General features: G+C 75.3%; 19 protein-coding genes and 1 pseudogene. 14 read left to right on the plus strand and 6 right to left on the minus strand.

The genetic code is table 11. From position 1 onward, the window contains the following. Nucleotides 1-200: 200 nt before the first annotated feature. Nucleotides 201-2,063 (plus strand): MFS transporter, encoded by a 1,863-nt coding sequence (locus I003_RS0120010; protein ID WP_027773134.1) that lies wholly within the window; start codon nt 201-203, stop codon nt 2,061-2,063. Next, nucleotides 2,011-3,201, plus strand: coding sequence for an acyl-CoA dehydrogenase family protein (locus tag I003_RS0120015; protein ID WP_027773135.1), 1,191 nt, complete (start codon nt 2,011-2,013; stop codon nt 3,199-3,201). Before I003_RS0120010 ends, I003_RS0120015 begins: the two co-directional genes overlap by 53 nt. Before the next feature lie 51 nt (nt 3,202-3,252). Here I003_RS0120015 and I003_RS0120020 read toward each other — a convergent pair whose 3' ends face one another. Continuing rightward, nucleotides 3,253-3,696, minus strand: a complete 444-nt coding sequence (locus I003_RS0120020; protein WP_027773136.1) for a cell division protein SepF — start codon at nt 3,694-3,696, stop codon at nt 3,253-3,255. Nucleotides 3,697-4,228: 532 nt separating this feature from the next. On the opposite strand from I003_RS0120020, the gene I003_RS0120025 reads away from it, so the two are divergent. Both I003_RS0120025 and I003_RS0120030 read left to right on the plus strand, forming a co-directional pair. Further along, nucleotides 4,229-5,146 (plus strand): trypsin-like serine protease, encoded by a 918-nt coding sequence (locus I003_RS0120025; RefSeq protein WP_027773137.1) that lies wholly within the window; start codon nt 4,229-4,231, stop codon nt 5,144-5,146. 201 nt (nt 5,147-5,347) lie between these two features. After that, nucleotides 5,348-6,373, plus strand: a complete 1,026-nt coding sequence (locus tag I003_RS0120030; RefSeq protein WP_027773138.1) for a slipin family protein — start codon at nt 5,348-5,350, stop codon at nt 6,371-6,373. A gap of 267 nt (nt 6,374-6,640) precedes the next feature. Here I003_RS0120030 and I003_RS0120040 read toward each other — a convergent pair whose 3' ends face one another. Then, complete coding sequence (locus tag I003_RS0120040) at nt 6,641-7,162, minus strand: AAA family ATPase (RefSeq protein ID WP_027773140.1); 522 nt, start codon at nt 7,160-7,162, stop codon at nt 6,641-6,643. Nucleotides 7,163-7,278: 116 nt separating this feature from the next. On the opposite strand from I003_RS0120040, the gene I003_RS0120045 reads away from it, so the two are divergent. Further along, nucleotides 7,279-7,899, plus strand: a complete 621-nt coding sequence (locus I003_RS0120045; protein ID WP_027773141.1) for a mycothiol-dependent nitroreductase Rv2466c family protein — start codon at nt 7,279-7,281, stop codon at nt 7,897-7,899. A 75-nt stretch (nt 7,900-7,974) separates the two neighbouring features. Here the strand turns inward: I003_RS0120045 and I003_RS0120050 are convergent, their stop codons facing one another. Beyond that, complete coding sequence (locus I003_RS0120050) at nt 7,975-9,381, minus strand: amino acid permease (RefSeq protein ID WP_027773142.1); 1,407 nt, start codon at nt 9,379-9,381, stop codon at nt 7,975-7,977. Between the two features lie 71 nt (nt 9,382-9,452). On the opposite strand from I003_RS0120050, the gene I003_RS0120055 reads away from it, so the two are divergent. Beyond that, a complete protein-coding gene (locus I003_RS0120055; protein ID WP_037721229.1) occupies nt 9,453-10,451 on the plus strand; it encodes a helix-turn-helix domain-containing protein in 999 nt (332 codons plus the stop codon). Between the two features lie 21 nt (nt 10,452-10,472). On the opposite strand, the gene I003_RS0120060 is transcribed toward I003_RS0120055, so the two are convergent. Then, a complete protein-coding gene (locus I003_RS0120060) occupies nt 10,473-11,123 on the minus strand; it encodes an NAD(P)H-binding protein (protein ID WP_027773144.1) in 651 nt (216 codons plus the stop codon). A 101-nt stretch (nt 11,124-11,224) separates the two neighbouring features. Here I003_RS0120060 and I003_RS32700 point away from each other — a divergent pair, with 101 nt between their 5' ends. Then, the gene (locus tag I003_RS32700; RefSeq protein ID WP_037721231.1) at nt 11,225-11,617 is read left to right on the plus strand and encodes a winged helix-turn-helix transcriptional regulator; all 393 of its coding nucleotides are present in this window, start codon (nt 11,225-11,227) and stop codon (nt 11,615-11,617) included. 46 nt (nt 11,618-11,663) lie between these two features. On the opposite strand, the gene I003_RS32705 is transcribed toward I003_RS32700, so the two are convergent. Beyond that, complete coding sequence (locus tag I003_RS32705) at nt 11,664-12,257, minus strand: 2'-5' RNA ligase family protein (protein ID WP_051368346.1); 594 nt, start codon at nt 12,255-12,257, stop codon at nt 11,664-11,666. A 104-nt stretch (nt 12,258-12,361) separates the two neighbouring features. Here I003_RS32705 and I003_RS0120075 point away from each other — a divergent pair, with 104 nt between their 5' ends. The 5 genes and pseudogenes from I003_RS0120075 to I003_RS0120095 all read left to right on the plus strand — a co-directional run bounded on the left by I003_RS0120075 (nt 12,362) and on the right by I003_RS0120095 (nt 17,943). After that, on the plus strand, nt 12,362-13,126 hold the full coding sequence (locus tag I003_RS0120075) for a class I SAM-dependent methyltransferase (protein ID WP_027773145.1): 765 nt from the start codon (nt 12,362-12,364) through the stop codon (nt 13,124-13,126). A 442-nt stretch (nt 13,127-13,568) separates the two neighbouring features. Then, nucleotides 13,569-14,489 (plus strand): annotated as a pseudogene (locus I003_RS32710) (alpha/beta hydrolase); the annotation flags it as partial. Nucleotides 14,490-14,772: 283 nt separating this feature from the next. Next, on the plus strand, nt 14,773-15,888 hold the full coding sequence (locus I003_RS0120085) for an acyltransferase family protein (protein ID WP_027773146.1): 1,116 nt from the start codon (nt 14,773-14,775) through the stop codon (nt 15,886-15,888). A 10-nt stretch (nt 15,889-15,898) separates the two neighbouring features. Then, on the plus strand, nt 15,899-17,275 hold the full coding sequence (locus tag I003_RS0120090) for a histidine kinase (protein ID WP_037721244.1): 1,377 nt from the start codon (nt 15,899-15,901) through the stop codon (nt 17,273-17,275). Further along, the gene (locus I003_RS0120095; RefSeq protein ID WP_027773148.1) at nt 17,272-17,943 is read left to right on the plus strand and encodes a response regulator transcription factor; all 672 of its coding nucleotides are present in this window, start codon (nt 17,272-17,274) and stop codon (nt 17,941-17,943) included. Before I003_RS0120090 ends, I003_RS0120095 begins: the two co-directional genes overlap by 4 nt. A gap of 88 nt (nt 17,944-18,031) precedes the next feature. Here I003_RS0120095 and I003_RS0120100 read toward each other — a convergent pair whose 3' ends face one another. Further along, nucleotides 18,032-20,377, minus strand: coding sequence for a family 20 glycosylhydrolase (locus tag I003_RS0120100; protein WP_027773149.1), 2,346 nt, complete (start codon nt 20,375-20,377; stop codon nt 18,032-18,034). A 485-nt stretch (nt 20,378-20,862) separates the two neighbouring features. Here I003_RS0120100 and I003_RS0120105 point away from each other — a divergent pair, with 485 nt between their 5' ends. Together I003_RS0120105 and I003_RS0120110 are read left to right on the plus strand one after the other, a co-directional pair. After that, entirely contained in the window at nt 20,863-24,315 is a 3,453-nt protein-coding gene (locus I003_RS0120105) for a DNA polymerase III subunit alpha (protein ID WP_027773150.1), read from the plus strand. Further along, a complete protein-coding gene (locus tag I003_RS0120110) occupies nt 24,312-25,343 on the plus strand; it encodes a DinB/UmuC family translesion DNA polymerase (RefSeq protein ID WP_027773151.1) in 1,032 nt (343 codons plus the stop codon). The genes I003_RS0120105 and I003_RS0120110 overlap by 4 nt, the downstream gene beginning before the upstream one ends. Nucleotides 25,344-25,517: the final 174 nt, after the last annotated feature.

Genomic DNA, 25,517 nt, shown 5'->3' on the forward strand with positions numbered 1-25,517 from the left:
ATGGCACGTCAGCGGAGCGGATCCGGCACGAGGGACACCGGAGAACGAGCCGAGCCGGACCGGGGGCGGACTGGAGCGGGACCGGAGGAGGCCGTGCCCCGCGCAACCGGTAGCGCCGTCACCTCTCCGGGTGGTGCCGAGTCCCGCGCCCGCGGGACTCGCGTACGCTGTCGACTCGCGCGAGTCCGGGAGGTGCGGAGATGTCAGGGACGGCCACGGCCACGAGCCCGCCGCGGGACGTTCCCGGTGCCCGCGGCGCCGGGCGCTGGACCGTGCTGGCCGTCCTCTGCTCCAGCCTGCTGCTCGTCGCCCTCGACGCCACCGTCCTGCACGTCGCCGTCCCCGCGCTCACCGAGGACCTCAAGCCCGGCGCCGTCGACCTGCTGTGGATCGTCGACGCCTACCCGTTGGTCGCCGCCTCCCTGCTGATCCTCTTCGGCACCCTCGGCGACCGGGTGGGCCGCCGCCGCGTGCTGCTCCTCGGCTACGCGCTCTTCGGCCTGGCCTCCGCGCTCGCCGCCGCGGCGAGCGACCCCCACGTGCTGATCGCCGCCCGCGCCCTCCTCGGCGTCGGCGGCGCCATGATCATGCCGGCCACGCTGTCGATCCTGCGCCAGGTCTTCCCCGACCGCCGCGAACGCGCCGCGGCCATCGGGCTGTGGAGCGCCACCGCCGCCGTGGGAGCGGCCATCGGGCCGCTGCTCGGCGGCTTCCTGCTGGAGCACTTCTGGTGGGGCTCGGTCTTCCTGATCAACATCCCGCTGATGGTGATCGCCGTGCCCGTGGGCCGCTGGCTGCTGCCGGAGTCCACCGCCGACCGGGCCGGCCCCTGGGACGTCCTCGGTGCGCTGATGGCGGCGGCCGGTCTCTTCGGCGTGGTCCTCGCGCTGAAGCAGGCCGGCGCCGGTGACGGGCCGCTGCACCCGGCCGTCGTCGGGCCGCTGCTCCCCGGCTGCGCCCTGCTCGTGCTCTTCGTCCGCAGGCAGCGCCGCCGTACCCACCCGCTCGTCGACTTCGGCGTCCTCTCCTGCCGCTCCTTCGGCACCGCCGTCGGCTGCATCGTCCTCGCGCTCCTGGCCCTGGTGGGGCTGCAGCTCGTCGCCGTGCAGTACATGCAACTCGTCCTGGGCCTCAGCCCGCTGCAGACCGGGCTGCGGCTGGTTCCGCTGACCGTCGCCGCCGTGGCCGCGGGTCTCGCCGGCTCCCGGATGGTCACCAGGCTCGGCCCGCGCCTCATGGTCGCGCTGGGCTTCCTGCTCACCGCCGTCGCCGTCGCCGGGCTGATCAGCCTGGGCGAGGAGGACCGGCCACTGGTGCTGTGCGCGGGCTTCGTGCTGCTGGGGTACGGGCTGGAGACGACCATCTTCGGCGCCTACGAATCGATGCTCAGCGAGACCCCGGCGGAGCAGGCCGGCGGGGTCGCGGCCATCGGCGAGACCTCGTACCAGCTCGGCGCGGGCATCGGCATAGCGCTGCTCGGCAGCGTGATGAACGCCGTCTACCGTCCCGCGCTGGGCACCGTGCCCGGCGTGCCGGCCAGCGCGACCGACGCGGCGGGCAACTCGCTGGGCGAGGCGTACGAGACCGCGGGCGAGCTGGGCGGCGCGGCCGGCGCCACCCTGCGTGACGCCGCGCGGGACGCGTTCGTCCACGGCATGCACGTCACGCTGGCCGTCAGCGCCGGGCTGCTGCTGCTCGGCGCGCTCACGGCGCTGCGGCTGCCGCGGTCGATGGACTGCGGCGAGCCCGGCGAGGCGGGCGCCGGCCCGGCGAAGGGCGCCGCCGCGTCACCCGGCGCCCCCGCGGTGGCCCCGGTCGAGGTGCGGCGGGAGCGGGGTGCGGCCGTGGGTGCACCGGACGGCCGCGGGCCGGTGCGCCGGCGGCGCGCGGGGCCCGGGCGCGTCCGGCGTGTGGGAGACGTCACGCCCGGCGCGGGGAGGCTGGACGACGCCGATTACGCGCCAGTAGCGTCGGACCGTGATCCCGACGGACCGCCGGAGGACGACAGCCATGGCCGCAAGCACTACGCCGCCGTTCAACCCCGCCGATCCGCTGGGAGTTGACGACCTCCTCGCCCCCGAGGACATCGCCGTGCGCGACACCGTGCGCGGCTGGGCCGCCGACCGTGTGCTGCCGCACATCGCCGAGTGGTACGAGAGCGGCGAGCTGCCCGCCATCCGTGAACTGGCCCGTGAGCTGGGCGCGATGGGCGCCCTGGGCATGTCGCTGACGGGCTACGGCTGTGCCGGCGCCTCCGCCGTGCAGTACGGGCTGGCCTGCCTGGAGCTGGAGGCGGCCGATTCCGGTATCCGCTCGCTGGTCTCCGTGCAGGGCTCGCTGGCGATGTACGCGATCTGGCGGTTCGGCTCCGAGGAGCAGAAGCAGCAGTGGCTGCCGCGGATGGCCGCCGGCGAGGTCATCGGCTGCTTCGGGCTGACCGAGCCGGACCACGGCTCCGACCCGGCCGGGATGCGCACGTACGCGAAGAGGGACGGCTCCGACTGGGTGCTGACCGGCCGCAAGATGTGGATCACCAACGGCTCGGTGGCCGGCGTCGCCGTGGTGTGGGCCCGTACCGACGAGGGCATCCGCGGTTTCGTCGTCCCCGCCGGCGCGCCCGGCTTCACCGCGCCCGAGATCAGGCACAAGTGGTCGCTGCGCGCCTCGGTCACCGCCGAGCTGGTCCTCGACGAGGTGCGGCTGCCCGCCGACGCGGTGTTTCCCGGGGCCCCCGGGCTGCGCGGCCCGCTGAGCTGTCTGACGCACGCCCGCTACGGGATCGTCTGGGGTGCCATGGGCGCGGCCCGGTCGTCCTTCGAGGCGGCGCTGGAGTACGCCCGTACGCGCGAGCAGTTCGGCAGGCCCATCGGCGGCTTCCAGCTCACCCAGGCCAAGCTCGCCGACATGGCCGTCGAACTGCACAAGGGCGTGCTGCTCGCGCATCACCTGGGCACGCGGATGGACGCCGGCACGCTGCGCCCGGAGCAGGTCAGCTTCGGCAAGCTCAACAACGTCCGCGAGGCGATCGAGATCTGCCGGACGGCCCGGACGATCCTGGGGGCGAACGGCATCTCGCTGGAGTACCCGGTGATGCGGCACGCCACGAACCTGGAGTCGGTGCTGACGTACGAGGGCACGGTGGAGATGCACCAGCTCGTGCTGGGCAAGGCGCTGACCGGGCTGGACGCGTTCCGGGGCTGAACCGTACGGCCCAGCCCCGGAATCCGTCGTCGTTGCGGCGGTGTCGTCGCGTCAGCTCTGGTTGAAGAACCCGCCCTGGGTGGAGCGCGGCATCTCGCCCGGCACGATCGCGTACTCCGCGGGGGTCAGCAGGAACACCCGCGTCGCCACGCGCTCGATGGAGCCGCGCAGCCCGAAGGTCAGCCCCGCCGCGAAGTCGACGACGCGCTTGGCGTCGGCGGCCTCCAGCATCGTGAGGTTCACGATGACGGGGACTCCCTCGCGGAAGAGTTCGCCGATCCCGCGCGCATCCCGGAACCCGTCCGGCGACACGGTGGCGATGCGGCGTCCCTTCTCCTGGGCGACCTGGGACGCCACGCGCACGCGCGGGTCCGTCGTCCAAGCGGCGTCTTCCGGGGTGTCCGCGCTGTCGTCTTCGTACCCGTCGTAGTAGCGCTCGTCTTCGTTGTCGTCGACGAGGCCGAGCCAGGCACTAGCCCTGCGTACCGATCCCATGACGCCTCCTCCCTCTCCCGCGGCGTGGGCTGTCCCCGGAGCAGTCCGGGGATGTCTGTCCGCTCACCTATGGTCATCCATGATGCGGATGATGTGCCAATCAGATAGAGGGCACGCGCCTGGTTCGTGACAGTACTGGCACAGAAACGGCTGTCGGACCGTCAGAGTTCCCCCTGCGCACGGGGCCTGACGGGGTGACAGCGGATGCCGGCGGGGGCCGGGCGGGTGTTTCGCCACCGCTCGGGTGGTTCCCGCGCTGTTCGAGTGGTCGGCGGCCCGGCCGGGCCGGTCGGGCGGGCCGGGGGGCGGGCTTACGCCACCATGTGCCCGTGCCTACTTGTGCACACCTGTCATCGTCTGAATACTCTCAGCAGCGCTTGTCAGGGGCACGACGAAAATTACGGGGCCGCACCCCCACGGCCGGGGAGCACGACAGCCGGCCGGGCGAGCCCTTCCGAGTTTTCCGCGCCCCGTGGCTGCGCCTCACGGACCCGCCCGTCCGGCGGGTCCCCGAGCACACTCGGAGGATTGAGTGAGGATCAAGCGCACACCCCCACTGAGCGGCATGAAGAAGCGACTGCGGCTGGTGGCCGCACTGACCGCCGCGCTGGCCGGAGCCGCGCTCGCGATGCCGGCCTCGGGCGCCGCCCAGCCGCCCGAGGGCTTCAGCGTCGCCACCCTGGAAAGAGCCGACCACGCGGTGCTCGCCGCCGACGTCGGCGGCACCGCGTGGGGCGTCGACAAGAAGACCGGCACCCTCGTCGTCAGCATCGACGAGACCGTGACCAACGCCGAGGTGGCCCACATCAAGCGGACCGCGGGCGCCGACGCCGACGCGTTGCGGATCGAGCGCATGCAGGGCAAACTCCAGCGCTACATCAACGGCGGCCAGGCGATCTACGCGTCCGGCTGGCGCTGCTCGCTCGGCTTCAACGTCCGCAGCGGCAGCACGTACTACTTCGTCACCGCCGGCCACTGCACCGACGGTGCGGGCACCTGGTGGAGCAACTCCGGCCGTACCACCACCATCGGCCCGACCGCCGGGTCGAGCTTCCCGACGAACGACTACGGGCTGGTGCGGTACTCCAACACCTCGCAGACCCACCCCGGGACCGTGAACCTGTACAACGGCAGCAGCCGGGACATCACCGGCGCCGCCAACCCGACCGTGGGGCAGTCCGTGCAGCGCAGCGGCTCCACCACCGGCCTCCACGGCGGCAGCGTCACGGCGCTGAACCAGACCGTGAACTACGGCGGCGGCGACATCGTCTACGGCATGATCCGCACCAACGTGTGCGCCGAGCCCGGCGACTCCGGCGGCCCGCTGTTCTCCGGCACGACGGCCCTCGGCCTGACCTCCGGCGGCAGCGGCAACTGCTCCAGCGGCGGCACGACGTTCTTCCAGCCGGTCGTGGAGGCGCTGAACGCCTACGGGGTGAGCGTCTACTGACCCTGATGCCCAGGGCCTGAGCGCCCCGGCCGCCGCCCCCGCCCGGATCACCCCGGGGCGGGGGCGGTGCGGGTTGCAGTACCTGCCCGGCAGCCCGGCCGGGGCACCTTTCGGAGGGTGCCTCCGAAAACTGTCCCAGGTGCTCGGGCGGGGCTAACGTGAAGACGGAACGGCCGATCGCACGCGACGCAGGGAGCCGTGATGGTCGAGGCACTGATCGCAGTGGGGGTGACGATCGTCTCTCTCGGGGCCATCGGCCTGATGGCCGGGGCCCGGGTGGTCAAGCAGTACGAGCGGGGGCTGGTCTTCCGGCTCGGCCGGCTCCGGCCCGGTATCCGCGGCCCCGGCTTCGCGATGATCGTTCCGTTCGTCGACCGGATGCGCAAGGTCAACATGCAGATCGTGACCCTGCCCGTCCCCGCCCAGGAGGGCATCACCCGCGACAACGTGACGGTCCGCGTCGACGCGGTCGTCTACTTCAAGGTCGTCGCCCCGGCCGACGCGGTCGTGAAGGTCGAGGACTACCGCTTCGCGGTCTCCCAGATGGCCCAGACCTCGCTGCGCTCCATCATCGGCAAGAGCGAGCTGGACGACCTGCTCTCCAACCGGGAGAAACTCAACCAGGGCCTGGAGCTGATGATCGACAGCCCGGCGGTGGAGTGGGGCGTCACCGTCGACCGGGTCGAGATCAAGGACGTGTCGCTGCCCGAGACGATGAAGCGCTCCATGGCCCGGCAGGCGGAGGCGGCGCGGGACCGGCGGGCGCGGGTCATCAACGCCGACGCGGAACTCCAGGCGTCCCGGAAGCTGGCCCAGGCGGCGCACCAGATGTCCGACCACCCGTCGGCGCTGCAGTTGCGGCTGCTGCAGACGGTCGGCGCGGTCGCGGCGGAGAAGAACTCGACGCTCGTGCTGCCGTTCCCGGTGGAGCTGCTGCGGTTCCTGGAGCGGGCGCAGTCGGGCGCGGCCGGCCAGCAGCCGCCGGCGGCCGCCCCGCCCCCTCCTCCTCCGCCGCCGGCGGACGGGGCGGGGCCCGAGGCGGACACGGGCGAGGAGGGCGTGCCCCCGCCGCTGGACCCCATCGACCCGCTGGGCACGCTGGAGCTGGGGGACCCGGGGCGCTCCGTGGACGAGGCGGACCTGCCGGAGGCGGTGGACCGGGGGGACGAGACACCGGCCGAGGAGCTGGAACCCCCGCGGCGGGACCGGGAGGACCCGCAGGAATGACGGGCGGGGGTGCGTTCCGTACGCGTCCGCCGGGTGCGGCGGTGCGGGACCGCCGCCACGGCGCGGGGCGCCGCCCGGGAGCCGCCGGCGTGCCCGTACCGGATGGTTCCCGCCCGGCGCGTCAGCCGCCGGGGGCCGCGAAGGCGTCCTCCGCGGAGTCGGGCGCCCGCACCTACTCGTCCGCCCACGCCGCCGCGCCCGCGTAGCCGGGATTCACCGAGAGCAGGCACGCGGCCGGAGGGCCCTCGTCGCGTGGGGGGGGCGCTCTCAGCGCTCGACGCGGGCCTCCCGCCAGGCGCGGGCCAGGATCTCGTCCGCCGTCTCCGCCGGCGTCCGGCCGGAGGTGTCCAGCCACAGACCGAGGCGCGGGGTCTCGTTGCGCAGGACGTCGTCCATGTCCCGCACACCCCATGCCGGCCCGTACGCCCTCTTCGCCCGCCCCGCCTCGCGGGCCGCGACCGTTTCCGGGCTGGGCGCCAGCACGACGACGAACAGCGGCTCGGTGCGGAACAGTGCCGCGGTGCGCGCCAGCTCGGCGCCCAGCACGACGTCCTGGGCCACCGCCGTGAACCCCGCCGCCGCGTACGCGTCCGCCGTCCGGGCCATCAGCCCGTACCGCAGCCGCACCTGCCGCAGCGCCTCCGGCGAGCCCCGCGGCGTCATCTCGGCGCGCCCGCCGACGATCATGCGGCGGAAGACGTCGCCGCGCACGTGCGCCGAGCGCGGCAGCCGTTCGGCGATCGACTGGGCGACCGTGGACTTGCCGGCGGCCTGCACGCCGGTCAGCAGCAGGACCGCGGGGGTGTCGGGGAAAATGGCTGCCTCCTCGGAATGCGGCCGGGACGGTCGGTGTTGACCCTGCCGTCAAAGACGCATGCATCCGTATCACAGCAGGGAGATGGCCCATGGCGGCTGCCACCGGTGAAACGCCCAAGGTCGACTTCTACTTCGACCCCGCCTGTCCGTTCGCGTGGATCACCTCCCGCTGGATCCTCGAAGTGGAGCGGCAGCGGGACATCGACCTGCGGTTCCGGGTGATGAGCCTGTCCGTGCTCAACGAGGACCGCGAGCTGCCGGATTGGTACCGCGAGCTGATGGACAAGGCGTGGGGCCCCGTGCGGGTCTGCATCGCCGCCGCGGAGCAGCACGGCGAGGAGGTCCTGCGCGGTCTCTACACCGCCCTCGGCACTCGCATACACAACGAGGGCGAGAAGGACTACGGGACCGTCGTCAAGGGCGCCCTCGCCGAGGTGGGCCTGCCGGCGGAGCTGGCCGCGGCGGCGGACAGCGACGCGTACGACAAGGCGCTGCGCACGAGCCACCACGAGGGCATGGACCCGGTCGGCGAGGACGTCGGCACCCCGACGATCCACATCGACGGCGTCGCGTTCTTCGGGCCGGTGTTGACCGCCGTCCCGCGGGGCGAGGAGGCGCTGCGGATCTTCGACGGCGCGCTGGCGATGGCGTCGTACCCGAAGTTCTTCGAGCTGAAGCGGACCCGCACGGGCGAGCTGAGCTTCGACTGAGCGACCTGCGCCGGGCGGCACGTGCCCGGTGACGACCCGGGCCGGTAAGGACCGGGCGCCTTGGGCGCCCGGTCCTCACCCGTGCGCCGGCGTACCGGCCCCCGGCACCGGCCGGCGGCGTCCGGTGAAGAGCCAGGCCGCCACCGTCACCGCCAGCGGCCACAGCAGGTACGGGCCGGAGGCGACCAGCAGCGCGCCGACCGCGACCAGCGCCGGCACCGCGGCCTTCCGCCCTCCGCTGCCGCGCGGCAGCAGCCGGAAGGCGGCGGCCACGCCCACCGCGTACACCGTGGTGAACGAGCCCGTGGTCAGGAGCACCAGCGGCTTCGTGCCGGTGTCCGTCAGCGTCACCGCGGCCAGCGCCGCGAACCCCAGCGCCGAGATCACCGCCAGGCTGCGCCGCGGTACCTCCCCGGCCTCGCTGCCCCGCGCCAGCTTCGCCGGCAGCGCGCCGTCGCGGCCCAGGGCGGCGCCGAGCTTGGCGGCGCCGGCGTAGTAGACGTTCATGACGCCGAGGGTGAGGAGCAGCGCGGCGCCCGCGGCCAGGTAGCGGGCCGGGCCGCCGAGTCCGCGGGCCATGAGGTCGCCGAGCGGGGCGTCGGAGTCCGCGGCGGCCGGGCCCAGCACCGCGACGACGGCGAAGGCGACGGTCAGGTACAGCACGCCGACCAGCGCGACGGCGGCGCCCGTCGCGCGCGGCAGGTCGCGGGCCGGCCGGCGGAACTCGCCCGCCAGGTGCGTGATCGCCTCCCAGCCCGCGAAGCTCCACACCAGCAGCGCGGCGGCGGGGGCGACGGCGCTCCAGCCGTGCGGTGCGAAGGGCGTCAGATGGTCCGTACGGGCATGGGGGAGCGACAGCAGCACGGCGGTCAGCAGCAGGACGACGAGCAGCACCGCGAGCGCCAGTTGCAGCCGGCCGGTCACCTTCAGCCCCGCGGCGTTGGCGGCGGTGACGGCGGCCATCAGCGCGGCGGCGGTGGCGGTGGTGGTCACCGTGCCGCCGCCCACGGCCGCGGAGACGTACGCCCCGCCGAAGAGCGCGGCGGCGGCTGCCCCCGGCGGTATCGCGAGGAAGAAGCACCAGCCGACGACGGTCGCGGCGCGCTCGCCGAAGGCGAGCCGGGCGTACGTCGAGACGCCCCCGGAGTCGGGGTGGCGGGCGCCCAGGGCGGCGAAGGTGGGGGCCAGCGGCACGGAGATCACCACGAGCGCCGCCCACGCGACGAGGGAGGCGGGGCCCGCGGTGTCGGCGGCGAGCGCGGGCAGGGTGATGACGCCGGTGCCGAGGACGGCGCCGACGTACATCGCGGTGCCCTGCGCGGCGGTGAGGCCGCCGGAGCGCGCGGGTGCGCGGTCCCGCGCCGGCGGGCCCGGGCTGTGTCCGCGCGGGTGTTCCGGGCCACGCCCCGGGCGTACCGGAGCCGCGGCATGCGGCGGCTCGGCGCCGGCCGCGGGGGCGGCGCCGCTGGTCGTGTCGGCCATGCCCGGAGCCTCTCCCGCCGCTCCCGTCCGCGGCCATGGGCGGAAATGCCTTCCTGCGCTAAATTCCTGCCATGCCTCCACCGCCGACGCACGCGCCGACCCGCCGCCACGTCGTCGGGGTCGCCGTCACGGACGGCACCCCCGCCTACGAACTGGCCGTACCCTGTGAGGTCTTCGGCCTCGACCGCAGCGACCTCGCCGACCCCTGGTACGAGCTGCGCCTGTGCGCCGCCGAGCCGGGACCGCTGACCACCGCCCCCGGGCTCCTGCTGCAGAGCCCGTACGACCTCGGCGACCTGGCCGCGGCCGACACCGTGCTCATCCCCGGCCTCACCCGCAGCCACCAGCTCGACCCGCCCCCCGGCCTCGTCGCCGCCGTGCGGAAGGCGTACGAGGCGGGCAAGCGGATCGTCACGCTGTGCGCGGGCGCGTACGCAGTGGCGGCGGCCGGCCTGCTGGACGGGCGGCGCGCGACGACGCACTGGATGAACGCCGCCGACTTCGCCCACCGCTTCCCCCGCGTCCGCGTCGACCCCGACGCGCTCTACTCCGAGGACGGGCCCGTCTTCACCTCCGCCGGCACCGGCGCCGCCGTCGACCTCTGCCTCCACCTCGTCCGCCGCGACCACGGCTCCGCCGTCGCCAACGAGGTGGCCCGGCGCATGGTCGTCCCCCCGCACCGCGAGGGCGGCCAGGCCCAGTACGCCAAGCTCCCCGCGGCCCCGCCCCGCCCCGCCGCGGACCACGGGCTGGCACCCGTGCTCGACTGGGCCCGCGCCCGGCTCCACGAGCCGCTGACCGTGGCCCGGCTGGCGCAGGCCGCGCACCTCGCCGAGCGCACCTTCGCCCGCCGGTTCCGCGACACCCTCGGTGTCACGCCGCTGCAGTGGCTGCTGCACGAGCGGGTCCGGCTGGCGCAGGAGCTGCTGGAGACCACGGACGTGCCGGTGGAGGCGGTGGCGCGGCGCTCGGGGCTCGGCAGCGCGGCGAACCTGCGGCACCACTTCGCCCGGCAGACGGGGGTGTCGCCGCGGACGTACCGGCACGTGTTCCGCGACCGGGCGCGATGACGGGACAGCCGCCCCGGCCGGTCAGAGGCCCCGGGCCACCGCCAGGTGCATACGGTGGTGGCGGGGCGAGAGCGCCTCGTCCAGCAGGGCGACCGCGAAGTCCTGGTACGAGATCCGCGCCCCGGGGTCGCCGTGGGGAGGGACGCGCCAGCCGCGGTCCGTGCGGCCGGCGTCGTGGTCGAAGTCGCCGGCCGGGCTGACGTAGAGCCAGTCCAGCTCCGGGGGCGCCGCGCGGAGGACGTCCAGTCCCGCCGCGTGCGCTTCGCAGAACGGGCGGAACTCCGCCGGGAACGCCGGATCGTCCAGCAGCCGGCGGCCCGTGGCGTCCGGCAGCAACGACGCCAGCCCGACCACCACCAGCCGCGGCACCCCGGCCCGCGCGAGACCGGCCACCAGTGCCCTGGCCGAGTCGCGGAAGAAGGCGTCCGGGTCCGTTCCCTCCCCGTACACCGCCGCCGCGGCGATCGCCGCGGTGCAGCCGGCGGCGGCGGACGCCACCGCGCCGGTGTCCGTCGCGTCCCCGGCCACCAGCCGTACCCCCTCGCCCGCGACGCCGGCGTGCTTCGCCGGGTCCCGCACCACGGCCACCACCTCGTGCCCGCGCCGCCGCGCCTCCGCCACCGCCCGGCGACCGGCCCTGCCGCCCGCCCCGTACACCACGATCCCGCCCATCCCGCGTACCTCCGTGCCTTCCGCTCGGCCGATGTTCCGCGCACGCTAACCGGACCCGCGGTTTCCTCCGGGATACCGGGACCGCCGCCTACGCTGGCGGGATGAGCGAGCCGCTGCGCCCCGACATGTTCGACGAGCTGTGCCCGTCGTCGATCCTGCCGTTCCGTTTCGGTGACAAGTGGGGAGCCCTGATCCTCGCGTGCCTGGAAGGCGGCCCGCGGCGCTACTCGGAACTCCGCGTCCCGCTGCGGCGGGTGACGCCCAAGATGATGACCCGCTCGCTGCGGGCCCTGGAGCGCGACGGGCTGGTGGCGCGCACGGCGTACGAGGGGCCGCCGCAGCGGGTGGAGTACGCGCTGACGCCGCTGGGGCGGAGCATGCTGGAGCCGCTCCGCGCGGCGTGCACGTGGGCGGCCGAGCACTGGGACGACCTGCTCGACGCCCGGGAGGCGTACGAACGGCGGGCGAGGACCGCGGGAGCCGCGGAGGGCTGAACCCGCGGAGGGCTGGACCCGCGGGGATGCGGCGCCCGCCGCGCGGTTACCCCTCGTACGGCCCCGCCGCCCCGGGGCGCTGTCCGCCGTGGGGGAGCCCGCCCAGCGGGAAGCGCAGCCACGGACGCCACCGCCGCCCGTCGTACGCCACGAGGTCCACCGCGGCCACCCGCGCCGCGACCGGCAGCCGGGGCGCGAGGTCCGCCTCGATCGCCGCGTGCACCGCCTCGCCGCCGCTGTTGGCGACGGTCAGGTGCGGGTCGAGGTCGCCGAAGAGGCCGCCGTACGGCGGGTGGCCGGGCCACTCCTCGGTGACCGCCTTCGTCAGCGCCCGCAGCGGGTCGTCCGGCTCGGGGACGAGGTACAGCACACCCGGGAAGCGGGCGCAGCGCGCGAACCTCACCGAAAACGCCTCCTGCGCGGCGAACAGCCGCCGCAGCGCGGCGCGTACGGGGGCGTCGACGCGGTCGCGGTGGACGAAGGGGAAGAGGACGGTGACGTGGGCGGTGCCGCCGTGGGCGGCCGCGGTGTCGTAGCGGGTCCGCCAGTTCCGTACGACGGGATCCACCTCGGGCAGCGACACGCTCAGCGCGGTCGTGCCGGGCGGGGCGGGCCAGCCTTCGGGGCGCTCGTGCGGCATGGCGGGATCGTACGGCGGCGGCGCCCGCGGCGGTCCGGGTGACCCGGGCAGCACGGAGGAACGCGTCTGTCCGGCGACTTCGCGTACGGCGTACCGTGGCGATCATGACTACGGACCACGAGCTGCACCGGCGGCGCGCCTCCTCCTTCGGCGGCCAGGCCGCGGCCTACGCCGAATTCCGCCCCGACTACCCCGCATCCGCGGTCCGATGGGCCCTGGCGCCGGTCGCGGACCGCCCCGGGCCGGAGGTCCTCGACCTCGCCGCGGGCACCGGCAAGCTGACCGCCGCGCTCGTCGCGGAGGGGGTGCCGGTCACCGCCGTGGAGCCGGACCCGGCGATGCGGGCGGAGTTGCGGCGTGCGCTGCCGGACGTGCCGGCGCACCAGGGCACGGCGGAGCGGATTCCGCTGCCGGACGGGTCGGTGGACGCGGTGCTGGTGGGGCAGGCGTTCCACTGGTTCGACCCGGAGCGGGCGCTGCCGGAGATCGCCCGGGTGCTGCGGCCGGGCGGGGTGGTCGCCGGGCTGTGGAACCAGGGCGACCGCGAGGTGGACTGGATCAACGGACTGGACGAGGTCACGCGCGGCGAAGCGTGCTTCGCCGACCTGTCGGACGAGGTGGACGTGCCGGCGCACGAACGGTACGAGCCGGTTGAGCGGGAGCGGTTCCCCAACAGGCTGCGGTACACGCGCGACGCGCTGACGGCGATGGTCGCCACGCACTCGCGCGTGCTGCTGCTCCCGGAGGACGAGCGGGAGCAGGTGCTCGCCCGGGTCCGGGGTTACCTGGCGGCGCGGCCGGAGACGCAGAGCGGGGAGTTCGAGGTGCCGCTGGTCACGCTGGTCGACAGGGCGGTGCTGCGGGGCTGAGCGGGGGCGCTGCCGCGGCCGGTACCCGTCATACCTGAGAGCTACGTCGCAGAGGGGCTCTGCGGCGGGACGCCGACGAGGGCCGGCGGTTCGTACCTTCCTCACCGGAACACACCCGGTGAGAGGAAACCTCATGGCACGGCGCCCACCCCGCGAACCCGCCTCGACCGGCGGGGGGTCGAGGCCGGCGGCGGGGTGTGGGGGCCGTCCGGGGAGCGGAGGGCGCGCGGGCGGGGCCGGGGAGGGCCGCGGCGCGCGTCTGCCGGGCGCCGGGGTGCGGGGCGCGGGCGGTGCCGGTGGCCGGGACCGCCGTGGCGGCCTGCACGGCTCCGGACGCGGCTCCGGGCCTTCTGACACCCGTTCTGACGCCCGTCCCTCTGGCGCCCGGCCTTCCGATGCCCGGCCCGGCGGCGGGCGGGGCAACGGGCGGTGGCGGCGCGGGCTGCTGGCCGCGGTGGTCGCCGCGTCCGTCGCGCTGCCCGTGGCCGCGGCGGCGCGTCCCGCCGCCGTGCCGGCGCCGGTGCCGGAGGTGCCGTTCGACGTGGGCGCCGCGACTCCCACCGCCCTCGCACAGCGGTACGCCGCCAACCGCGACGGCATCCGGGCCGCCGCGCGGATGGCCGCCGCCCACGGCGACCGGCGCCGCGCCGGCTCGCTGCGGGCGATGGCCGCGCCGGGGCGGCAGGTCCTCTCGTTCGACGGCCGCGACGGCGGGCGCAGCGCCGAGGTGTTCGGCGACCTGGCGCACGCCGAGCGGATCGCGGTCCTCGTCCCCGGTTCCGGCACCGGTCTCGACTCGTACGGGCGCTTCCGCGCCGGTGCCCGCGCACTGCGCGGCGAACTGCGCACGGGTGCGCCCGGCGAGGCGCCGGGAGCCGTCATCGCCTGGCTCGGCTACGCGACGCCGCACACGGTCAGCCCCGCGTCGCTCACCGCGGACCGCGCCGAGGCCGCGGCACCCCGGCTGCGCGACTTCGTCCGGTCGCTGGGAGCCGCCCGCCCGGGCGCCCGGATCTCGCTGCTCTGCCATTCGTACGGCTCCGTGGTCTGCGGCCGTGCCGCGGCGGGGGCGCGGGTCGCGGACATCGTGCTGTACGGCAGCCCGGGGGTGGGCGCCGGCAGCGCCGCCGACCTGGGCGCGTCCGCCACGGTGTGGGCGGGGCGGGGCGCGGACGACTGGGTGGGCGAGGTACCGCATGTGCGGATCCCGCTGCTCGTGACGACGCTCGGCTTCGGCACGGACCCGGCCTCACCGGACTTCGGCGCCTGCCCTTTCCCCGCGGGCTCCGGCGGCCACAGCGACTACCTGGACCCCGGCTCCGTACCGCTGCGGAGCATGGCCCGGATCGTGCGGGGCGAGGCCGCCTGCGCGACCTCCGCCACCGCAGGGGGACCGGTGCGGGCGGAGGCCCGCGGCGCCGGTTCCGCGCCTGCGCAGGTGACGGCAGGGGCGACCCGTGCCGGGCGGGGCACCACCGCCGGGGCGGACGCCGGGCCGACGGCCGCGGCGACGGCACGCGTGCCGCGCCCGCCGGGTGCCGCGGCGACCGCCGACGGCCGGCGTCCGCCCGTGCCGGTGCCGTGTTCCGACGCCTCGTGCGCCCCGGGCCCCGCTCTCCCGGGTCCCTCGTCCGCCGGCGGCGCTCGTGCGTGACCTCCTGCTGCGCATCGACGCCGCCACCCCGGTCACCCGGGACCGCGGGATCGACGCCCTGCGTGCGCTCGCCATCCTCGGCGTCGTCCTCGGCCACTGGCTGGTCACCGCCCTCGTCGCCGACAGCGGCACCGTGCGCGCCGCCAGCCCGCTGCACTACATGCCGGCGCTGACACCCGTCTCCTGGCTCCTTCAGACGCTGGCCCTCTTCTTCTTCGTCGGCGGCTACGTCGCCGCCCGCGGCCATGCCTCCGCCCGCGCCGCCGGCACCCCCTGCCTCCGCCGGCTCCGCGCCCGGCTCGACCGGCTCTTCCGGCCCGTCGCCGCCGTGCTCGCGGTCTGGGCGGTGGTGCTCGGCGTGATGCTGGCGGGCGGCGTCGGGTACGCGACCGTGCGCGCCCTGGGCAAGCTGGCGCTGTCGCCGCTGTGGTTTCTGCTGGTGTTCACCGTGCTGACCGCGGCGACCCCCGTCGCCGCCCGGCTGCATCCGCTGTGGCCGCTGGCCGTGGTCGGCTGCGTGGACCTGTGGCGGCTGCGGCTGGACGGGCCCGCCGCGCTGGGGTGGGTGAACGTCGCCGCCGGGTGGCTCGTGCCGTACGCCCTGGGCGCGCGCGCCGCCCGCCGCGGGCTGCCGGGGCGGCGGACGGCGTGGGCGCTGCTCGGCGGCGGTGCGGCGGCGACGGCGGGGCTGGTGCTGTACGCGGGCTATCCCGCGGCCATGGTCGGCGTGCCCGGTGCCGCGGTCTCCAACCTGGACCCGCCGACCCTCGCCGCCGTCACCTTCGGCCTGGCCCAGTGCGGTGCCGCGCTGCTGCTGCTCGGCCCGCTACGCCGGGCGCTGCGGCGGCCGGCGGCGTGGGCGGCGGTGGCGCTGCTCAACCTGTCGGCGATGACGGTCTTCCTCTGGCACCAGACGGCGATGATGGCGGTCTCGGCTCTCGGCCTGCTCGGGGGCGGCACGCTGCCGGGGCTGCACACGGTGCCGGACGGGGGCGGCTGGGTCGGCGCCCGGCTGCTGTGGCTGCCGGCGTTCGCCGTGGTGCTGCTGGTGTGCCGGGCCGCGTTCCAGCCGTACGAGAGAAGTCCGGCCCCCGTGCGAGGTACCTAGGGTGGAGCCCATGAGGGAGGGGACGAGGGTGAAGCGGCCTGCCGAGTGGCTGCGTACGGGCCTGCGGGTGCTGCGCGCGGACCTGTGGACATCGGCCGTCAGCCCGCCGCCGCGTACGGCACCGGCCGGCACCGGGCGCTCCCGCCTGCGCGAGTGGCTGCCGGCGCTGGTCGTGCCGGTCGTGCTGGGGCTGGCGGGGCTGCAGATCGCCGCCGCCAACCAGTACGCCTTCGGCTACGGCATGGGCATGCGCGTCGCCGCCCTGCTCACGGCGCTGCAGACGGCGGCGTTCCTGATCGCGCTGGTCCGGCCGGTGCTCGCGTGGTGGATCACGACCGCGGCCATGCTGGTGGTCGCACGGTACGCGCTCGTCTCCTCCGGCTCCGACCCGGGCGCGATGTTCCCGTGGACCGGTACGGGGCTCGTGCTCCAGGCCACGGTGCTCTTCGCGGTGGCGCTGCGGTGCCGGCCGCGCGTCGCGGTCGAGACGCTGGTGATCAGCGTGCTGGCCGGTCTCGGCTACGGCTTCCTCGGCGACACGGAGGGCGTGCCGTTCGCCGTTCTGGTCCTCACCCTCCCCGTCGGCGGCGGCGTCGCGCTGCGCGGACGGCGCGTGGCGCGTACGGAACTGGCGGCGCAGGAGGAGCTGACCGCGGAGGAGCGGGCGCGGCGCGTGCTGCTCCAGGAGCGCACCAGGATCGCGCGCGAGCTGCACGACGTGGTCGCCCACCACATGTCGGTGATCTCCATCCAGGCGCAGGTGGCACCGCACCTGGTGCAGGACCCGCCACCGGAGCTGAAGGAGAACCTCGCGGGGATACGCGCCAGCGCCGTCGAGGCGCTGACCGAACTGCGCCGGGTGCTGGGCGTCCTCCGCGCCGACGACGGCGGGACGGGTGCCGCGGCCGGCCCCGGCGCCCCCGCGCTCCGGCGCCACGACGTACGCCACGCCCCGCAGCCCACCCTCGACCGTCTCGGCGAACTCGCCGCCGCCGTACGCCGCGCCGGGGTCGACGTCGGCACCCGGACCACCGGCGAGCCGTACGCGCTGCCGCCCGGCATCGAGCTGTCCGCGTACCGCATCGTGCAGGAAGCGCTCAGCAATGTGGTCCGGCACGCGCCCGGAGCCCGCGCCGCGGTCGAGATCGGCTACCACCCCGCCGGGCTCACGGTCCGCGTCGCCAACACCGCGCCCGAACGCGCCGCGCCGCCCTGGGCGGGGGCGGGGCACGGCCTGCTCGGGATGCGCGAGCGCGCCGCGATGCTGGGCGGCGAACTGGCCACGGGCACCACCCCCGACGGCGGCTACGAGGTCACCGCGATACTGCCCGTGGCGCCCGCCGTGCCCGCGGCGCCCGCCACTTCGGACGGTGAGGACACTCCGTGACGAACATCCGCGTGCTGATCGCCGACGACCAGGTCATGGTGCGGCAGGGCTTCACCGTGCTGCTCGACGCCGAGCCCGGCATCGAGGTGGTCGGCCAGGCGGTCGACGGTGCCGACGCCGTCACCAAGGCCGCCGAACTGCACCCGGACGTCGTGCTGATGGACATCCGGATGCCCGGCCTCGGCGGCATCGAGGCCACCCGCCTTGTCACCGAGCTTCCGGACGCGGCCGTCCGGGTGCTGATCCTGACGACCTTCGACCTCGACGAATACGTGTACGAGGCGCTGCGCGCGGGCGCGTCCGGGTTCCTCCTGAAGGACGCCTCGGCCGCGGAACTCGCCCACGCGGTACGGGTCGTCGCCACCGGCGACGCGCTGCTCGCCCCCGCCGTGACCAGACGCCTCATCACCGAGTTCGCCCGGCTGACCCGCGCCCCGCGGGCCCCGCTCAAGGACCGCGTGGGCAGTCTGACGGAGCGCGAGACCGAGGTGCTGAGCCTGATCGCGCAGGGCCTGTCGAACGCGGAGATCGCCGAGCGGCTGGTCGTGGCGGAGCAGACGGTGAAGACCCACGTGGGCCGGATCCTGACGAAACTGGCCCTGCGCGACCGCACCCAGGCGGCGGTCTTCGCCTACGAAACCGGCCTCGTCCGCCCGGCGGGCCACTAGGCGGGGTCACCGGGGACGCCCGCCCGGACCCTGAGGTGGAGCCGCCGGCGCCCTCGGCAGGGCGCCGGCGGTCCGGGCGGGGTGGCCGTCAGCGGCGGGCGGTGACGGTGAACGGGGTGGTCGCCGCGGTGCCCGGTGCCGTGATCCGGACGGTGCCCCGGTAGGTGCCGGGGCGGGAGTAGCGGTGTGCTGCTTCGACGCGGTACACGCCGTTGACCTGGCGGTCGCCCGCGGCGTCACCGGTGACCGTGGCGGGGCTCGTGGTGCCGTCGCCCCACTCGACCGTCGCGGTGATCTCGCCCGGCGCCACTCCCGGCAGGGCCAGGCTCGCCACCGCGCCGTCGACGGTGCCGTCCGGGCCGGTGCGCAGGTCCGCGCCGACCGCCGCGGCCTCCCAGCGCACCCCCGGATCCGCCCAGAAGTTCCTGCCCGCGAACTGCCAGCGCGCGCCCTGCACGCCGGTCCTGGCCACCACGCCCTCGGCGTCCTCGGTGGCCCCGGCGGGGGACCACGCCTTCTCCAGGATCGCCGGGAGCCTGGGGAACACCTGGTACTGCACGTCGGGCAGGCCGCGCAGCATCCGCTCACCCCAGATCGGCGCCTCGATGCCGATGATGTCGTCGTTGTCGAGCCCGTAGTCGCGCTGCACCTTGGCACCCGTCCAGCCGTCGGTGAGGTCGAACGGGTTCCAGGAGTACGCACGCCGGGTGTCGTAGGCCGGGTACGGGTAGTCCAGGTACGCCTGCTGGGTCGGGGAGAGCAGCACCGGGCGGCGGGGGCTGAACCACTCCCGTGACATCTCCCGGCTCTGGTCCTGCCAGTAGTGGTGGACCGTCTCGGTGTCGAGGCCGACCCCGCAACTGGGGGACCAGCCGATCATGGTCTTCCCGTGGCCGCGGGCGATGCCCTCGGCCCGGCGCAGGAACCGCACGTACTGATCGTGCGGCATGTCCGACTCGTCGGCGCCCAGGTGGACGTAGGGGGAGGGGAAGAGCGCGGCGACCTCGCGGAGGACGTCGTCGACGAACGCGTAGGTGGTCTCCAGGTCCGCCAGATATCCGCCCTCGCCGCTCAGTTGCGGGTACGCGGTCCTGGCCGCCGTCGAGTGCGAGGGCATCTCGATCTCGGGGATGACCTGTACGTGGCGCTCCGCCGCGTACCGTACGACGTCGCGGATCTGGTCCTTGGTGTAGAAGCCGGTCCGCCCGCCGGGCATGGACATCTTCCCGCCGACCTCGGTGAGCCGGGGCCAGGACTCGATCTCGATCCGCCAGCCCTGGTCGTCGGTCAGGTGCCAGTGCAGCACGTTCCCCTTGGACTCGGCCAGCCCGTCGATGAGTTCCTTGACCTCGGGGACCTCAAGGAAGTTCCGGGCCGGGTCGATCATCAGCCCGCGGTGGGCGAACCGGGGGTGGTCGCGGATCTCGGTCGCCTCGACGGTCCACGGGCCCGGCCGGACCTCGTCGCTCCCGATCCACGGGGGCAGCAGTTGACGGAGGGTCTGGACGCCGTTGAACAGGCCGTGCGGGCGGGCCGCCGCGATCTGTACCCCGTGCTCCCCGGCGGCCAGGGTGTAGCCCTCGGCGAGGGCCAGCCGCGCCCGGGACGGGGCGTGGGAGCGGCCGAGCAGCAGCGTGATGTCGCCGTCCCGGCCCGGGCCGCCGACCACGGGCAGCGGATAGCCGGTCGCGGGGCGCAGATGGCCGGCGAGGAGCTCGGCGACGTCACGGGCGCGCCGGTCGGCGGCGACGATCCGGCTGTGGCGTCCCAGCACGAAGGGGCGGGCGTCCGGCCGCGAGGTCTGCGCGACCGGGACCGGGATGACCCGGCCCGCGGGGAGGCCGACGCCGGGGCGCGGGCCGTTCCAGACCTCCATGGCGAAGATCGAGTAGCCCCAGCCGGTGGCCACGGCGACGCCCTGCATCCGCACGTAGCGGACGGCGGTGGTGAGGCCGAGTTCGAGGACTTCCCGGCCGCCCGGGGCGTCGGGGACGTCGAGGGCGGTACGCCAGGTCTCGCCGTCGTCGGAGACATCGATCTGGTAGTGCGCGGCGTGGGCGGTCTCCCAGTGGATCACCACGTGGTGCACCGGGCTGGGCTCGGCGAGTTCGATCTGCACCCATTCGCGGCTGGGGTCGGGGTGGCCGTTCTCCGGCGAGTCGGAACCCCACCGGGTGCTCAGGTCACCGTCGTTGACGTGCGCGGCGGCGAACCTCTCCGGGTCGAGGTCGAAGACGCTGGACGCGGTCGCCGTGCCGTCCCTGGCGACATCGCGCGCGGGGTCGGGCCAGGAGGCGTCGGCGGCAGCCGGGGCCGGCGCAGATGCCGGTGCGGACAGGGCCGGCGAGGCGGAGGCCGCGACGAGGGCGGCGGAGCCGGCGGCGGCGAGGACGGTTCTGCGGCGGACGGTGTGCTCTTCGGACGGTGCGGACATCGTCTACTCCCGGAGATGGGTGTGTGGGCAGCGGGGCGGTCCTGGCAGGGCGGTACAGGGGCGGCCGGCTGTGGGGTCCGGGGCGGTGGGGATGGACCGGAACGTAGGTGCGCGCGCACGCAATGGTCAAGAGGTCTACACCAATTGAATCGAAAATTGCTGGTGAGGGGGGTGTGGAGAAGCGTGAAACGTTCCTATTGGTCTACGCCAATCGTCGGGGAGGGCGGTTCGGAGGGCTGCGGCGGTCGCGCCGGGTGAGTGGCGAATCTCATGTGCGGGGCGGGGGGGGCTCAACTGGGCCGCCCGGGCGCGGAGATGGCGGAAAGTGCGCCGCCGGCGGCCTTCGGGGCGCCTTCGAGCTGGGGGTTCGTGCGCTCCGGGGTGTTCGCCGGGCGGGCTTGGGGGAGCTAGGGTAATCGAACGAACGTACGATGGAATCTCTCGGGATGAAGAGCCGAAATGGGGTGGAGTGATGGAGGTGCGGCATGGCGGGCTTCGCCCACGTGCACGTCGCGTCCGGTTACTCCGCCCGCTACGGTGCCGCCCATCCCGAGCACCTCGTCCGGCGGGCCGCCGAGCGCGGCATGGGAGCCCTCGCGCTGACCGACCGGGACACCGTCACCGGCGTCGTCCGGTTCGTCCGGGCCTGCGAGGCGGCCGGGATCCGGCCGGTGCCGGGAGTCGATCTGGCGGTGGAGGGCATCGCGCCGCCGCCGCCCGGACCGCGCCGCCGTGGCCCGGTGCGGGGCGGCGGGCACGTGGTCGAGCCGCCGCTGCGGTTCGTGCTGCTGGCGCGGAACGGTGCGGGGTGGGCGCGGCTGTGCCGCATCGTGTCCGCCGCCCACGCGGATACGACCACCGGCGGCCCGCCGGTCGTGCCGTGGCAGGCGCTGCGCGCGCACGGGGGCGCCGGACTGGTGGCCCTCCTCGGGCCCCTTTCCGAGCCGGTACGGGCACTGGCGGCGGGGCGGGAGGACGTCGCGGAGAAGCTGCTGGCGCCGTGGCGGGAGATCTTCGGGGACGGGCTCCGGCTGGAGGCCGTCGCCCACAAGCGCGCGGGCACCGGACCCGGATCGCTCCGCCTCGCCGCCCGCACCCTGGCGCTGGGCGACCGCACGGGCACCACCGTCGTGCTCGCCAACGCCGTCCGCTACGCCGACCCCGGCCAGCACCGGCTCGCGGACGTCCTGGACGCCGCCCGGCTGCTGCGGCCGATCGACTGGCGCCGGCTGGACAGCGGGCAGCGCTGGCTCAAGGACGAGAGGGCGATGGCGGCCGTCGCGCGGCTGGTCGCCGAGTGCGCCGGAGCGGACGTACGCCGCGCACGCCGCCTGATGGCGGACACCGCCGCGACGGCCGCCGCGTGCACGATCGACCCCGGAGCAGACCTCGGTCTGGGGCGCCCGCACTTCCCGGAGGCGTCGCTCTTCGGCGCCGGGCCGGGAGAGGACGGGGCCGCGCGGCTGCTGCGCCGGCAGTGCGAGGCCGGCATGGCCCGGCGCGGCCTCGACCGCGACCCCGAGGCCCGTACCCGGCTGGACGAGGAGCTGGAAGCGATCTCCACACTCCGCTACGACTCGTACTTCCTCGCCGTCGGCCAGGTCGTGGCCGACATCCGGGCCAGGGGCATCCGGGTCGCGGCCCGCGGCTCGGGCGCCGGCTCGCTGGTCTGCCACGTCCTGGACATCGCCACCGCCAACCCCCTCGACCACCGGCTGCTGTTCGAGCGCTTCCTGAGCGTGCGGCGCAACTCGCTGCCCGACATCGACATCGACGTGGAGTCGGCCCGGCGGCTGGAGTGCTACGACGTGATCTTCGACCGGTTCGGCAGGGAACGGGTGGCGGTCACCGCCATGCCCGAGACCTACCGGGCACGCAGGGCGCTCCGGGACACCGGTCTCGCCCTCGGTATCGCGCCCGCCGACGTCGACCGGATCGCCAAGAGCTTCCCGCACCTGCGGGCCTCCGACATCACCGGCGCCCTCGCCGAACTGCCCGAACTGCGGCAACTGGCCGCCGAAGCACACCGGTACGGCCCGCTGTGGGAACTCGCCGAGGGCCTCGACGCCCTCGTCCACGGCATGGCCATGCACCCGTGCGGCGTGGTCATCAGCGACGCCACCCTCCTGGACCGGCTGCCGGTGCAGCCCACCCCGCAGGGCGACTACCCCATGGCCATGGCCGCGAAGGAGGAGATCGAGGACCTCGGCAACATCAAGCTCGACGTCCTGGGCGTACGCATGCAGTCCGCGATGGCCCATGCCGTCGCCGAGATCGAACGGGCCACGGGCACGCACATCGACCTGGACGACCCCGGACAGGTACCGCTCGACGACGTCTTCGCGTTCAAGCTCATCCAGGAGAGCGAGACCCTGGGCCTGTTCCAACTGGAGTCGCCCGGCCAGCAGGACCTGCTGTCCCGGCTCAAGCCCCGCGACCCGCAGGACGTCATCGCGGACATCAGCCTCTTCCGTCCCGGCCCGGTCGCCGGCGGCATGCCCGAACGCTACGTCGCCGCCCGCCACGGCGGTGCTCCCGCGTACGCCCATCCGGACCTGGAGCCGGTGCTCGCGGACACCTACGGCGTGACCATCTGGCACGAGCAGATCATCGAGACCTTCCGGGTGATGACCGGATGCGACCGGGCCCTGGGGGAGATCGCCCGGCGCGCGCTCGGGGACGAGAACCGGCTGCCCGGGATCAGGGACTGGTTCCACCGGAAGGCGCGTGCGCGCGGCTACGACACGGCCGTACGGGACGAGGTCTGGAAGACCGTCGCGGCCTTCGGCGCCTACGGCTTCTGCCGGGCCCACGCGGTCGCCTTCGCCGTCCCCGCGCTGCAGAGCGCCTGGCTCAAGGCGCACTACCCGGCGTTCCTGCTGGCCGGTCTCCTCGAACACGACCCCGGCATGTGGCCCAAGCGCGTCCTGGTCTCCGACGCCCGCCGCCGTGGTGTGCCGGTCCTGCCCGTCGACGTCAACCGCTCCGGGGTGAGCCACACCGTGGAGAAGAGCGACACGGACCGGTGGGGGGTGCGGCTCGCGCTGTCCGCGGTGCACGGCATCAGCGAGGACGAGGCCGCGCGGATCGAGGAGGGCCGGCCCTACACGTCGCTGTCGGACTTCTGGCAGCGGGCCCGCCCCAGCAGGCCGGTCGCCGAGCGCCTGGCCCGGATCGGCGCCCTGACCGGCCTCGGCGACGACCGCCTCACCCGCCGCGACCTCCTCCTCCAGATCGACGAGCTGCACCGGCAGTCCCGGGCCCGCTCCGCGGGCGGGGGCCAACTGCCCATCGACGCGGACGCGGCCGGCGGTACGGAGCCGAGCGGGCTGCCGGAGATGACCGGCCGCGAGACCCTGGGCGCCGAACTGAACACCCTCGGCATCGACGTCTCCAGGCACCTGATGGAACACCACCACCGGCTGCTCCGGGAGATCGGCGCGACGGACGCGGCCCACCTCGCCGGGCTGCGCCCCGGGCAGCAGGTGCTCGTCGCCGGCGTGCGGGCCTCGACGCAGACCCCGCCGATCGCCAGCGGCAAGCGCGTCATCTTCGTCACCCTGGAGGACGGCTCCGGCCTGGTCGACCTGGCGTTCTTCGAGGACTCCCACCCGGCCTGCGCGCACACCGTCTTCCACAGCGGCCTGCTGCTGGTCCGCGGCACCGTCCAGGTACGCGGCACCCGGCGCACCGTCGTCGGCACCATGGCCTGGGACCTGGACCGGATCGCCGCCGCCCGCCGCGACGACGGCCCCGGGGCCGCACTCGCCCTCCTGGGCGAGGACCGGCCGCACCCGACCCCCGCCCAGCCCGGCCGCACCCTGACCGACGGCACCGCCGGCGCCCGCCTGCACCCGTACGCCGACCTGCAGCCCGCCGGCAGCCGGTCGGCCGATCTGAAGAAGTTCGGCCACCGCAGCCCGGGGAGCGCGGGATGACCGCACGCCGCCGGCACATCGCCCACCTCCACCTGCACGCCTCGCTGAGCGGGGAACAGTACGCGGACATCGTCGAGCTGATGGGCGGTGTCACGCCCCACGTCCAGGAGATGCCGCCCGACGCCGTACAGCTCGATCTGACGTCCGCGCTCCGGTACTTCGACCTGTCGCCCTATGACACGGTCCAGCTCGTGAAGATGAGGCTGAAGGCCCTCTACGGCATCGACAGCAGCGCGGGACTCGCGGGCAACCGCATGCTCGCGGCCATGGCGGCCGACGCGTCCGCGCCGGGGGACACCACCTGCGTCCCCACCGGGCGGGCGGCGGAGTGGCTGTCTCCGCGCCCGGTCGCCGCCCTCCCCGGAGTCGGCCGCGCGACCGCGGAGAAGCTCGGACAGTACGGTCTGCACACCGTCGGGCAGATCACCGAGCTGCCCCCGGCGACCCTGCAGCGGCTCCTCGGCGTCGGCCAGGCCCGCCTGCTCGGCGACCGCGCCCGCGGCTACGACCCGCGCCCGGTCACCCCCGCGGAACCGGCGGCGTCCCTGTCGGCGGAGCTGGTGCTGGACGCCGACTGCCTCGATCCCGTACGGCATCACCGGTCCGTCCTGGGACTCGCCGACCGGATCGGCCAGCGGCTGCGCGGCGAGGGCCGGGTCGCCGGCCGCGTCACCCTCGTGGTGAGATACGCCGACCGCAGCTCGACCACGCGGACCCGGGCCATCGCCGAACCCACCGGCCACACGCCGGCGCTCGCCGCCACCGCCCTCGGCCTGCTGGGCGCCCTCGGACTGCAGCGGGCCCGGGTACGGGCGTACGCGCTCCGCGCCGACCACCTGCTGCCGGCGGCCGGTGCGTACCGCCAGCTCTCGCTGGACCCCGGCGACGCCCGTGCCCGCCGGGCCGAGGCGGCCGCGGACCGCGCCCGCCGGCGCTTCGGGCCCGGGGCGGTCAAACCCGCCACCCTCGCGGCGGCGGAGCCGCCGGCGGCGGGGTGGGAGGAGCGGGGGCGGGACGGCCGGCGGTGAGCCGGGCAGCCGCCGCAACCGCCGCCGGTACTCGCGCTCCCACGCCCCGGCCAGCCCCGGCACCTTCCCGGGAGTGCGGCCCAGGCGCAGCTCGCGCGCCGCCGCGGCCACCAGCTCGCGGGACCGCCGCTTGACGTCCTCGCCGGCGTGCGGGACGGGTTCCCGCCGTGCCAC

The sequence above is a fragment of the Streptomyces sp. CNQ329 genome (assembly GCF_000482585.1).